Origin of the sequence: Rhodoferax sp. PAMC 29310 (genome assembly GCF_017948265.1) — a bacterium.
Classification (GTDB): Bacteria; Pseudomonadota; Gammaproteobacteria; order Burkholderiales; family Burkholderiaceae_C; genus Rhodoferax.
Genome location: NZ_CP072852.1, coordinates 1,294,792 through 1,307,570, shown reverse-complemented (window position 1 = coordinate 1,307,570; position 12,779 = coordinate 1,294,792). Strand labels below are relative to the sequence as shown.

Annotated in this window: 10 protein-coding genes; 5 read left to right on the top strand and 5 right to left on the bottom strand. The window is 59.1% G+C overall.

Annotation, left to right across the window (positions count from 1 at the left end; genetic code table 11):
- Positions 1 to 83 precede the first annotated feature (83 nt).
- The 5 genes from J8G15_RS05930 to J8G15_RS05910 form a co-directional block, all read right to left on the bottom strand.
- Entirely contained in the window at positions 84 to 1,091 is a 1,008-nt protein-coding gene (locus tag J8G15_RS05930; protein WP_210546603.1) for an XdhC family protein, read from the bottom strand.
- 195 nt (positions 1,092 to 1,286) lie between these two features.
- On the bottom strand, positions 1,287 to 2,780 hold the full coding sequence (locus J8G15_RS05925; RefSeq protein ID WP_210546602.1) for a tripartite tricarboxylate transporter permease: 1,494 nt from the start codon (positions 2,778 to 2,780) through the stop codon (positions 1,287 to 1,289).
- A gap of 14 nt (positions 2,781 to 2,794) precedes the next feature.
- Positions 2,795 to 3,283 carry a tripartite tricarboxylate transporter TctB family protein gene (locus J8G15_RS05920; protein ID WP_210546601.1) on the bottom strand — a complete coding sequence of 163 codons (489 nt, stop codon included), beginning with the start codon at positions 3,281 to 3,283 and terminating at the stop codon, positions 2,795 to 2,797.
- Positions 3,284 to 3,294: 11 nt separating this feature from the next.
- Positions 3,295 to 4,257, bottom strand: a complete 963-nt coding sequence (locus tag J8G15_RS05915) for a tripartite tricarboxylate transporter substrate binding protein (protein WP_210546600.1) — start codon at positions 4,255 to 4,257, stop codon at positions 3,295 to 3,297.
- 234 nt (positions 4,258 to 4,491) lie between these two features.
- On the bottom strand, positions 4,492 to 5,343 hold the full coding sequence (locus J8G15_RS05910; protein ID WP_210546599.1) for an AraC family transcriptional regulator: 852 nt from the start codon (positions 5,341 to 5,343) through the stop codon (positions 4,492 to 4,494).
- 370 nt (positions 5,344 to 5,713) lie between these two features.
- On the opposite strand from J8G15_RS05910, the gene J8G15_RS05905 reads away from it, so the two are divergent.
- Genes J8G15_RS05905 through J8G15_RS05885 form a run of 5 tightly spaced genes read left to right on the top strand, consistent with a single transcriptional unit; the run spans position 5,714 to position 12,738 of the window.
- Entirely contained in the window at positions 5,714 to 6,865 is a 1,152-nt protein-coding gene (locus J8G15_RS05905; RefSeq protein WP_210546598.1) for a zinc-binding dehydrogenase, read from the top strand.
- Between the two features lie 13 nt (positions 6,866 to 6,878).
- The gene (locus J8G15_RS05900) at positions 6,879 to 7,787 is read left to right on the top strand and encodes a xanthine dehydrogenase family protein subunit M (protein WP_210546597.1); all 909 of its coding nucleotides are present in this window, start codon (positions 6,879 to 6,881) and stop codon (positions 7,785 to 7,787) included.
- Positions 7,780 to 9,741 (top strand): molybdopterin cofactor-binding domain-containing protein, encoded by a 1,962-nt coding sequence (locus J8G15_RS21835; RefSeq protein WP_210546596.1) that lies wholly within the window; start codon positions 7,780 to 7,782, stop codon positions 9,739 to 9,741. The genes J8G15_RS05900 and J8G15_RS21835 overlap by 8 nt, the downstream gene beginning before the upstream one ends.
- Before the next feature lie 11 nt (positions 9,742 to 9,752).
- Positions 9,753 to 10,784, top strand: a complete 1,032-nt coding sequence (locus J8G15_RS21830; protein ID WP_210546595.1) for a xanthine dehydrogenase family protein molybdopterin-binding subunit — start codon at positions 9,753 to 9,755, stop codon at positions 10,782 to 10,784.
- Between the two features lie 40 nt (positions 10,785 to 10,824).
- Positions 10,825 to 12,738 (top strand): thiamine pyrophosphate-binding protein, encoded by a 1,914-nt coding sequence (locus J8G15_RS05885; protein ID WP_240538458.1) that lies wholly within the window; start codon positions 10,825 to 10,827, stop codon positions 12,736 to 12,738.
- Positions 12,739 to 12,779: the final 41 nt, after the last annotated feature.

The following is a 12,779-nucleotide window of genomic DNA, read 5'->3' as shown; positions in this document are numbered from 1 at the left end:
CGCGTCTGCTGCGCAGCGTTCGATCAACGGGGAGAGTCGGACTGCACCGGCCAGCGGCGCGTCTTCAAGGGTCGCGGTGCATATCAGGAACTGATTGTGAACTCTCCCCCAATGGTCAACGGCAATGAAGAGCCCTTCTTTTTTTGCACCAGCGCAACCCCGTTTTTCACCGCGACGATCTCCGCTGCGATCGACACGGCGATCTCGGTCGGTGTATTTCCGCCAAGGTCTAGCCCCACCGGGCCGTGCAGGCGCCCGATCTCTGCCGGCGACAGGTCGAACATCGCCAGCCGCTGCTTACGCGCCGCCGTGTTGCCGCGCGAACCGAGCGCGCCGATGTAGAAGGCCGGCGACTTGAGCGCCTCCAAGAGCACCATGTCGTCCAACTTGGGGTCGTGCGTCAACGCGACCACCGCACTGTGCGGGTCCAGCGCCAGCTGCAACACAAGGTCGTCTGGCATCTCCTTGCTGAAGGTGGTGCCACTAACGTCCCAAGTGAGGTGATATTCCTCGCGAGGGTCGCAGCAGATCACCTCGAAGTCCAGCGCCAATGCCATTTGTGCCAGCACCTGCGACAGCTGACCGGCACCAACGATCAGCAACCGCCAGCGCGGGCCGAACAGTGCGCGCAGCCGGGTACCGTCGAACTCGAACTTCTCACCTCGCGCAGCGGTTTCCACCTTCACCTCGCCGGTGTCGAGATCCAGCGTGCGCGCCACCAAACAATGCCTCGCTGTGAGGCTCAGAATGTCATCGATCCAGTTGGCAGAGAGCAGGGGCTCCTGTACCAAGCGTAAGTTGCCGCCGCAGGGAAGACCGAAGCGTGAGGCCTCTTCCTTGGAGACGCCGTAGGTGATCAGCGACGGCCTTGTGACCCGCTCGCCGGTGCGAACACGTTCAATCAGGTCGTCCTCGACGCAGCCACCCGAAACTGAACCTACCACCTGGCCGTCGCTGCGCAGACACAGCAGGGCTCCGGGTGGACGCGGCGCAGAGCCCCAGGTTTCGATAACGGTGACAAGCCACACGCGGTGACCGTCGCGAAACCAATCGCGTGCTTTGTACAGCACCTGCAAATCCAAACTATCCATTGCTCTTCCTTTTTAATGGAGCCGATACTGGGCAGGCTCGAGTTTCGGTCTATGAGTTGCGCTTCCTGACAAAGCCGAGCCCTTCGGTTCGAGCCGGTCGCCCAACCCGTTCGCCGGTGACGGTGCTGCTGACCAGTTTCTTGGAGTTGTCGACAGGCAGAGAGCGCTGACGAGAGGGGCAGGAAAAACAAACCCTCAGGCTGTCGCAACCTCTGGGCTCTTCTTGCGCGACGACCACATCTGCCCGCCGATCATCAGGAGCGTTAGCGCGAAGAAGCTGAGTGCCACCTTGCTGTCGAGGAAGCCTTGGTAGCTGCCTTCGTTAAGTATCAGGTCCGTACGGAACGAGTTTTCCAAAGTGCTGCCTAGCACCAGGCCCAGCACCACCGGCGCCACCGGGATGCTCAGTCGCTTCAGCACGTAGCCGATCAGGCCCATGACTGCCATCAGGTAGACGTCGAACATCGAATTGCGGATGGCGTAAGAACCCAGCACACACATCACGATGATGACCACCGCCATCAGGTGCGTTGGCACGCTCATTACCTTTACGAACCACCGGATACCCCAAATCTGCACTACGAGCGTGACGATATAAGAGATGGCGATAGCAATGTAGATGGCATAGATCGCCGGCAGGTCTGTCTGGAACAGTGCCGGACCTGGGGCGAGCCCATGCAAAATCATGCCACCCAAGATGACGGCTGTGGCCGGATCACCGGGAATGCCCAGGCTCAGCAGCGGTATCATTGTCCCGCCAGTGACGGCATTGTTGGCGCTCTCGGGCGCCAACACACCAGACAGCTCACCCTTACCGTATCCCTCAGGCTTGGGGTCAAAGCGGCGTGCGTGGTCGTAGGCCAGAAAAGCCGCGATCGGCCCACCGGTACCGGGGATCGCGCCGATTGCAGTGCCAATGGCACTGCAACGCAGCATCAGGCCGAAGCGCGACTTCAGCTGCCGCCAAGAGGGCAAGCTGGCACGCACGTCCGTTCCAACAGACTTTGCTTCTAACCGGCCATAGTCGAGGAACGTGGAAATCACCTGTGGCACGGCGAACAGACCGATCATTCCCACCAGCAGGTTCACTCCCTGTTGCAGGTCCACTATGCCGAAGGTCAGGCGTGCGACGCCGTCAATCGGGTCAAGTCCGATGATCACCAGCATCAGCCCGAGTACGCCCCCGACCAGGCCTCGCGCCATTGATCGTTCTCCCAATCCACAAATTGTCGACAATCCAAACAGAACCAACGCGAAGATCTCAGCCGGCCCGAACTTGATGGCCATGCCGGCCACCTTCTCCAGCAGTAGCATCATCACCAACAGGCTGAAAATGCCGCCAAAGACCGACGCGATAACTGCACCGCCCAGCGCGACGCTGGCCTCGCCCTTCAGCGCCATAGGATAGCCATCAAAGACGGTGGCTGCAGCCGAAGGTGTGCCCGGAATGCCGAGCAGGATGGCCGAAACCGACCCGCCGGTCATTCCACCGATGTAGACGCCCATTAGCAGTGCAATCGCCGGTGTGGCAGCCATGCCGAAGGTGAAAGGCAATAGCAGAGCCAGGGCCATCGAGAAGGTCAGTCCCGGGATGGCACCAAAAATCACACCAACTACGCTGCCGACAGCCACAGCCAGGAGCGCGTGCCAGGTCAGCGCCATCTGTAATCCACTTAACATTGCGTCCATTTACGGTCCCCTATTTAAATCAACCACCACAATGAACCACGCGGCAACGGAACGCGCAGAACTACGACGAAAACGAGCCAGCACACCAGCGTCGTGCCGCCGCTCATCAGCGCAATGAAGGTCCATCGACGAATGCGCAGCAGCCCTGCCAAGGTCAGCGCCAGCACGATGGGTGTCGACACCAGGAACCCGGTTTTTTCCATGAGGAAGGCATATAACATCAGCAAACCGAAGGTGCCCAGCACGATGCGTAGTTCACGTTTCAGCGGCGATGCTTTGGTAGCTGCTTCAGCTTTGGGGGGGGCGACCTCGCGGCGGCGACCGAAACCCGACACCGTGATCGCCAGCCCTAGAAGCAGGAGCGCATAGCCGAGCACGATGGGAAAGGCCCGGGGGCCGGGCTCTCCCGGGGTATTTGAGGCAGGGATGTAAAAGTAAGCAAGCCACAGCCAGCCCAGTGAGAGCGCGCTCAGCAGCGGCCCCAGAAAACGATCTGAACGCATGACCGCTCCTGCTATTTTTTCAGACCGAGCTGGGTCATCAACGTAGCGATCTCTGCGTCATCGCTGGCAATCACTTTGCCAAATTCAGTAGCCGAAAGATAGCCGGGTTCGAACCCGAACTTGGCACTCTGTGTCTTGAAGTCCGCGCTGACGACGACGGCCTCTATCGCACTCTGCAGACGTGCAATGACGTCCTTTGGCGTGCCAGCAGGCACGCTGATGCCACGCCACATTACCACGTTGACATCATAGCCCTGCTCCTTCGCAGTCGGCACATTGGGTACCAATGGCACGCGCGAGTTCGAGGTCACAGCAACGATATGAATCTTGTCGGCCATCGCCGTGAACTGAGATGGCCATTGCAGCGCTGCGTCGACGCGCCCGCCTAACAATTCCACAGGCGCACTGCCCGTACCGTAGGGGACGTAGATCACTTCGATGCCCATCTTCTGGAACAGCGCGGCGGATGCCAGGTGAGTGAAAGAACCACGGCCAGAAATTCCAACCTTGAGCTTCTGCTTCTTGCCTGCAGCGGCAACGTCGGCAAGCGTCTTCCAACCCGAATCACCGCGCACAGCAAGAGCCGGTACCTCCATGCCGACCTGCGCCACCGGATCGAAGCTGCGATAGTCAAACGGTATGTTGCCCGTATGGAACGCGGTATTGATTGAGTTCGAGTTCCAGACAATGTTGTAGCCGCTGGGTGGCGTGGCTTTGACGAAAGAGTATCCTGCGGCTCCACCGCCACCAGTGCGACTGACCGCTGCAACAGGTACATTCAACTGCTTGGACATACCATCCGCCAAGACCTGCGCAATGGTCGCGCTTGAACCACCGAAGAGTACCGTCATCTCCACCGCTTGTTTCGGAAAGTCAGTCGCCGATATTGCACTGTAAGGCGCAAGAGAAAGTGCTGCGATGGCAGCGAGATGCAAGCTACGAACGTGCAGCCTGGACATAATTTTTTCGATCATACTGTCTCCTGTTTGTTTTAATGAATATCGGCGCGAAGCGTCTGGTAGCTGACAAAAGCATCTTACATTTGCGCCGAAAGATATTTAAACAGTTACCAGTCTGCTAGCACAATCAAAGTCGCTCCGAACCTTTGTGGTGTGCAAGTACTTAGCGGGATTGTCCAATTCGGCAAGGAGCCCGGACCGTCGATTGCCGGCGCTCAGGATATGCGCACCACCCCGTTTTGGATGCGCTTAGCCTGCTTCGCGCACCGAGCGGCGGTAGGCCGTCGGTGCAACGCCAAAGCGTTGATTGAAGCGTCGAGTGAAGTAGGCCTCATCGGCGAAGCCGACACGGTGTGCAATGGCGCTGACGCGCTCAGCCGTGTGCGCTAACAGTTCCCGAGCGCGCTCCATGCGGCGCCCCGTAAGCCAGTCGACAAATGCCAGCCCAGTATGTTTTTTGAGCAACTGAGATAAATAGTTCGGCGAAAGGTAAGCAGCCTCAGCGACCTCAGTCAGATCTATATGTCGGTGCAGGTTCTCATCGATAAACTTGAGAACGCGGCGTAGCGCATCAGTGTGACCCTGCAAATAAACGCGTTGTTCGGCCAACGACTTCAGCTGTGGCGCGAACTTCTCTGTGGTCATGCCAATTAGCTCAAGCAGCGTGCCTCGCGCACGCTCCAAAGTGCCCAGCGTTCGGTGGCCGTGCGCGTTTTTCAGCCGTTCCAGCAAAGCTTCTACGTACGCGAACTCAGCGGCATCAAAAACGAAGTCAAACCAGCCCTGGTAAATAAAGGGTGTGAGCTCTGGGTAAATGCTTATTGACGCCTCCTCCATCTCAAGTGGTGACAACGCAAAATCGGACCTCAGGAATTTACTGGAGAAATTGATCAACTGATAGCGGGTACCGGGCTCAACCATTGCTACGTGGACTCGATAGGGCAATACAAAGATCAACGAGCGCGGCAGCGATTCGCAGCGCCTCCCACCCAATAGGTGGGGAGCTGCCCCAGCTTGGTTGGCGAAGATTTGGAAGTACTCATGCCGATGCGGCTTGGTAACGGGTGCGCGCACCGACTGGTCACGAATTTCGAAGTCCAAACGGTCTGATCGTTCGACCATGGAATAAGTGTGGATCGCTACTGGCGCGTGCGTGTCGACCTCTGTGGGTGGCTGTCCTTGGTCAGGGATGGCGGCAGGTCTAGTTCTCATGGGTTGTTGAGTGTAAATAGAGTTTGCGCGGGCAACAATTTTTTTCCATTATGCGCTTCACAAAGCTGGTTATTTGCCGTGCAAAAGCATGCAATTGGACGATTCAAAGATTAACTTGCATTTGTCCAAGAACCGCTGCCCCTTCGCTTGCGAAAACAAGTAAGTACGCGTTCAATGCAGCCTATCGAGTTCGCATACTAGGACCACACGGTGCAGGAAGTCCTCGATCACAACCCAATCATCAAACTCTGGAGACACGATGAACACAACCACAGACGCAGCCTTCTTGGGTCAGCGAAGCTACAACATTCCCGAAACGATGAAAGCTTGGGTGCTCGGCGACCCAAACCAGCTCACCTTTGTTGACAAGCCGGTGCCAATGCCCGGTGCAGCCGAGGTCTTGGTGCGTATCGATGCTATCGCCGTTTGTGCGACCGACCTTGAGATCATCCGTCATGGCCCACCGGCACAGATCCAGGGCGGCCTGCCCTTCAACAAGAACTTCACCCCCGGGCACGAATACATGGGCACTGTGGTGAAGCTTGGTCAAGGCGTCGACGAGTACAAAGTGGGTGATCGCGTCACCGTCGAAGTGCACGCCGGCTGCGGTCGCTGCGAGCGCTGCAGAGAGGGTATGTACACCTCTTGCCTGAACTACGGCAAGAACTACGGTGATGTCAATAAGGGCCACCGCGCCAATGGCTTCACAACCGATGGCGGCTTCACGCAGTACGCCATCAACAACATCAACACACTGGCTCACGTGCCAGATGATATGAGTGATGAAGAGGCAACACTGATCGTGACCGCTGGCACTGCCATGTATGGGCTAGACTCGATTGGCGGGCTGGTTGCAGGGCAGTCGGTGGTGGTCATGGGCCCCGGCCCGATCGGCCTGATGGGCGTAGGCGTTGCGAAGGCGCTAGGTGCCAGCGAAGTGATCCTGACCGGCACACGCGACAACCGTCTGGAGATGGGACGTAAGCTCGGTGCCGACTTCACAATCAACGTGACGAAGGAAGACTCCGTCGCCAAGGTACGCGAATACACCAATGGCGGCGCGCACTACGTGCTCGAGTGCTCAGGCGCACCGAACGCCGTCAACGATGCGGCCAACATGTTGCGGCGCGGTGGACGCATCTGCCTGGCCGCCTTCCCTGGCGAGCCAGTGCCGATTGATGTAGCCGCGCTGGTGAGAAACAATATCTCCCTGTTCGGCATCCGCGGCGAAGGCAAGAGCGCCACACACCGCGCCGCTGCACTTATGGCACAGAAGCGTTTCCCAGCCAAGCTGATCCATACCCATACCTTCCCACTGGAAGAGGTGCCTGAGGCTTTGCGCCATGCACGCGAGCGTATCGGCGACGCGATCAAGGTGGTGGTGAAAATCGGCCACCCCGAAGGCTGCTAAGGAGAAGTCGACCGTGCTGACATTCGACCACTACCTCACACCGAAGTCTCTTGACGAGGCCTTCGACGTGCTTCAGCGCATGCCGGCCGCGCGATTGCTGGCTGGCGCTACCGATCTGCTGCCCTGGGCCCGCGAGGGCCGGGCTGGAGACGTGCACTTGCCAGCGGTGGTCGACCTCAGCCGCATTGCTGCGCTGGGCGGCATTTCGCAGGAAGGCGCACGCATTCGTATCGGCGCGACCACGCCGATTTCAGCGCTGCAACGTCATCCGCTGCTGATGCAACAAGCGCCGGTGCTTGGCGCTTGCGCGCTCTGGTTCGCCGATGATCAAATTCGTGAACAAGCCACCGTTGGCGGCAACCTTGTGAACGCATCGCCGGCGGGTGACACCCAGCCGGCGCTGCTCGCACTCAACACCCACGTTACTTTGGTGCGTCGGGAGGGTGACCGTTTAATCGAGCGCTCCGTACCGCTATCCGAGTTCATTCTCGGACCAAGCCGCACCATGTTGCAGCCTGGAGAAATATTGCTACGGTTGGAATTCGATGCATTACCCAACCATGGTGTTGCTTTTGAGAAAGTGGGCCATCGTCGCTCACTGGCCATCTCCACCGTCTGCCTTGCCACGTTGGTCCACCTTGATGCAAGCAAACGCATTGACGATCTGCGCATTGCTATTGGTGCGGTGGGACCTGTACCCGAACGATTAACCGATATTGAAGACCTTTTAACAGGGGTTACACCCACCTCGGCAGCACTGCGGGAAGCATCTGTCCGCGTGGCCGATCGAGTCCGCTCGCGGAGCCGTCAGAGTTACAGGCGCGAAGTGCTGAGCAATTTCGTCGAACGTTCGCTCGCTGCTGCCATTGCACACGCCGGGCTTGACTTGCCCCGTATACCTAAGGAGAGCCAAAATGTCTGATACCTTGCTTGATGGCGGCACCCTGGCAGAAGGCTGCCACCCGACCACAGAGATCAACGCGACCGTCAACGGGCGTAAAGTGCAGCGCAGGGTACCCAACCACTACCGGGTCATTGACTTTGTGCGCGAGGAGCTCAAGCTCACCGGCAACAAGGAAGGTTGTGGCGCGGGAGAATGCGGGACGTGCTCCATGTTTGTCGACGGAAAGCTGATCAAAAGCTGCCTCGCTCCGGTCCAGAAGATCAACGGCTGCTCTGTTGAGACCATTGATGACCTGGATCGAGACGCCGGCATGTCGTTGCTACAGCAGGCCTTCCACAAGTGCGGCGCAAGTCAGTGCGGGTACTGCATTCCGGGCATGGTGATGGCCGCAACCTCCACCTTGCGCCGCAACCCGGGAGCTAGCCGGGACGAGATCAAAGAGGGTCTGGGTGGCAATATTTGCCGCTGTACTGGCTACCAAAAAATCCTTGATGCGGTTGAGCTGGCACGCGACATACAAAGCGGTGCGGTTCCGGCCAGCGCGCTAGAGGAAGACGCCGAGGCCCACAGCTTCATCGGCCAGCGCACACGGCGCCTGGACGCACCGGCCAAGGTCACCGGCGCGATCAAGTACGCCGCTGATATGTTCATGCCCAACATGCTGCACATGCAGGTTGTGCGAAGTCCGCATCCCCATGCACGCATCGTGCGCATCGACGCCGAAACCGCACGTGCGATTCCGGGCGTCGAGTGCATATTGACCTGCGACGATGTTCCCGGCGTTGACAACTTCGGCGTCTTTATTGAGGACCAGCCGACACTGGCGCGTGGCGTAGTGCGCTACGTTGGCGAGGCGGTAGTGGCGGTTGCGGCTGAGACGCTGGACATCGCGCGTGCTGCTGTGGCCGCGATCCACGTGGAATACGAGAAACTGCCCAGTTTGTTCGACCCGCACACGGCAATGCATGACGGCGCTGTGCAGTTACATGGGTTTGCGCAGAACAATATCTGCAAGCACACGCGCATCCGCAAGGGCGATGTGGACGCCGCTCTGGCGAGTGCCGATGTGATCGTCGAGCAGACTTATGACACCCAGTCAGTAGAGCATGCCTATCTAGAGCCCGAGGCCGGACTGGCATACGTAGAGGCTGATGGTTGCGTGACGGTGCAGTCGCCCAGCCAAAATATCACCCACCATCGCCACATGCTGGCGCGCATTCTGGGCAGACCCATCAATAAGGTGCGCATGATCATGAGCACCGTGGGCGGGGGATTCGGTGGAAAGGAGGACATGATTTACCAAGGCATGTTGGCGTTGGCTGCTATCAAAACAAGGCGTCCGGTGCGGTATGTGTTTACCCGCGAGGAAAGCATCAAGGTCAGTGCCAAGCGGCACCCGTTCAATATCAGGTACACCATGGGTCTGAAGCGCGACGGCCGAATTGTCGCCACGAAGATGGTCATGGTCGCTGATGGTGGCGCCTATGCACTTTCGACGCCCGGCGTAATGAACAAGTCGGCGATCCTTGGCCCCGGCCCCTACGACATTGCCAATGTTTGGGTCGACTCGATTGGCGTATATACCAACAACACGCCGAGTGGCGCATTCCGGGCCTTCGGCGCTTTCCAGTCAGAGTTTGCCACCGAGTGCCACCTTGACCTTTGCGCGCAGCGTCTGGGCATGGATCCGGTGGCGCTGCGCCGCATCAACTTGATGCGTGATGGCGCCACGACCCATACGCGCCAGCAGCTGGATCGTGTACTCGCTGTCGAATGCCTCGAGGCAGCGATTAAGGCTGCAGGCTGGGATGCTGGCGTGCCCTACCGCCAAGGCCAGGGTAAGCCTCAGCGCAACGACTTTAACTACGAAGGCTCTCGCCAGTCATACCTGATCGGTGGCCAAACCCAGCCACTCGTACCAAGAGCCTCGTCAAAGTCAGACGTGCACCCGGTAAAGATAAGCATCAATTAAGGAAATATGACATGAAACATAGAGGAAGAGGCGTGGCTTGCGGTTGGTACGGTATCGCGCGCACTGCTGCAATGGATCGGGCAGCGGTGTGGGTCGAACTCGACGACGGTGGGACAGTCAAAATCGCAACGGGCGTGACTGAGATCGGCGAAGGCGTGCTCACGGGCCTGTGCCAAATTGCAGCGCAGGAAATGGGCGTGCGGCCTGAGGACATCGTCCTCGGGGATAACGACACCGCCCGCGTTCCCGAGGCTGCACATGCAGGCGCCACACGCATGACCTACATGATCGGCAATGCGGTGGCATTGGGCTGCCGGGAGGCTTTTGGGCGATTCCGCACAGCCATGGGTGCGTACTGGGGTGTCAGCGCTGAAAGCGTGCGCGCCTTCGCTGGTCAGGTCTGGGCAGAGGGCTCAGCCAGCAAGCGAATGAGCATGGAGCACGCGGTGCACGTGTTGAAGAAAGAACGCGGTATTGTGATTGTTGGCAGCGGCCTGTTTACCTCCGCCCATACGGCACTGAATCCAGAAAACGGCGAGGCGACACCTTGGCAAAGCTACGTCTTTGGTGCGCAAGTGGCCGAGGTAGAGGTCGATGACGACACAGGCGAGGTACAGGTGCTTGGCGTCTGGGCCGCACACGATGTGGGCCGAGTGGTCAACCCGCAGCAGGTCGAGGGTCAAATCGAAGGCTCAGTAGTAATGGCCGTCGGCCATGCGCTGATGGAGGAGTACGTTCAACACAACGGCACCACCACCACCCCCGGTTTCGCCAAATACATCCTACCCACTGCGTTGGATATTCCCCACGTTACATCAGTGCTGCTGACGGAGCCTGACCCAAAGACGCCGCTGGGCGTCAAAGGAATCGGTGAGCCAGCGATTACGCCGACTGCGGCCGCGATCATCAACGCCATATACGACGCCGTCGGTGTGCGTATGACCCGGCTGCCGGCTACTCCTGAACGCGTTATGGAAGCGCTGGTTGATCGGCGATCAGCTAAGCAGCCCGATGAGGTGCCAGTGGCTGAAGCCATCAGCTGAATACGAGTCGGCCTTAATTTGAAATGAAAGATCAACAACAATGAGTCAAAGTATCGATCACCGCACTACGATGTTGCGCGGTCCAGACGGGCAAAAAGCGCGTGCCGATGCCATCGCACATGCTGGCAGTCTGCAGCAAGCGCTGACCGCTGGCGTGCTGCCGCAGCTACTCAACCTCACTTTGTCCGAGGCGTTGGTTCTGGGTTTACTCAAGCAGGGCATCAGCAAGTACCTGGCGATCTTTGGCCACGGTTCGACAGACCTCGGCGAGGTGCTTCGTGTTTACACCGAAGCCGGCGTGACACAGGTATACAACTTCCGCAACGAGGTCGAGATGGCACATGCTGGAACCGCGTTGTCCTGGGCTTGGGGAGAACCTTGTGCAGTGGTTACGTCGATTGGACCAGGTGCTCTGCAGGCCATGGCCGGATCGCTTGCTGCAGCGTGCAATGGCGTAGGTCTTTATCATATCTATGGTGACGAGACGACCTGGGGCGAAGGCTACAACATGCAGCAGATTCCCAAACAGCAGCAGCAGTTGTATGGCCAAATGACTGCGCTGATGGGACAGTCCTACGTACTGCACACGCCGGAGGCTCTGCGCGATGCCCTGAGACGTGGCACGCAGTGCGTACACCACCCTGTAAAGCCAGGGCCGTTTTATTTGCTGTTGCCCATCAACACCCAGCCGCAAGTCATCCACGACCTGCACCTGGATGCGTTGCCTGAGGCGCTTCAAGCCCCGCGTACAGCGGTCGCCGATGCGGGCACGCTACAGCAGGCTGCGCAGGCACTGCGCCGCCATGCGCGCGTTGTCATCAAGGTCGGCGGAGGTGGTCGCGCCTTCGCAGGGCCACTGCGTGAACTAGCCGAGCGCTGCGGCGCCGCCGTGGTGGTCTCACCCGGCTCGACGGGTGTTTTGCCAGACGCTCACCCGCACTACATGCACGTCGGGGGCAGCAAAGGTTCGATCAGTGGCAACCATGCGATGACAAATGCCACGCTGCTTTTGGCAGTTGGCACGCGTGCGGTATGCCAAAGCGACTGCTCGGGTGTTGGCTATCCGCTGGTCGAACAGGTTATCAACATCAACGCGGATCTTTCCGATCTAACGCATTACAACCGCACGCTTGCGCTACAAGGGGACATCGGCGCGGTCGTCGCGCAACTGCTGTCCGCATTGGACGCGGTACCGGACGAACAGGCGCAGGCACGCGCGGTATGGTTGGATGGCTGTAGCGCCAGCAAGGCTGCGTGGAAGGGCTTCCTGCGCGAGCGCCAGGCCGTGTCGCCGATGTTCGACCAGGTCTGGCAGCGTCCTGTGCTGACACAGCCTGCCGCAATCAAGCTCGTGTGTGACTTCGCCAAGGAGGTCGGTGCCATCAAGTTCTTCGATGCCGGCGACGTGCAGGCCAATGGATTCCAGACCGTTGAGGACGACGCGCCCGGCCAGACCTACACCGAGTCGGGTGCCTCGTACATGGGCTTCGCGACTTGTGCGGTGACCGCCGCGGGCATGGCGGACACGAAGCAGTACCCGATTGCATTCACCGGCGACGGCTCCTTCATGATGAACCCACAGGCGCTGATCAGCGCTGTAGAGCACGGAGCGCGCGGCACCATCGTGGTCTTCGACAACCGGCGCATGGCGGCTATATCAAGCCTGCAGCACGCGCAGTATGGCCACGATTTCAGGACCAATGACGGCATCGCCGTAGATTATGTGCAACTGGCATCCAGTGTGGCGGGGGTGTTGGCCCTGTGGGGCGGCGAAGACACTGCCAGCCTGCGCGACGCGCTGGCGCGTGCCCATGCGCATGACGGACTGGCGCTGGTTCATGTGCCGGTTTATGCTGGCGAGCGCCCCGAGGGCGGCTTGGGAGCTTACGGCTCGTGGAACGTCGGCAACTGGTGCGGCGACGTGCAACAACGCTACCTTTCTTCTCTTATCTGAAGAACTAAATCGAACGGAATTTCTATGAAGCGCAACGATTT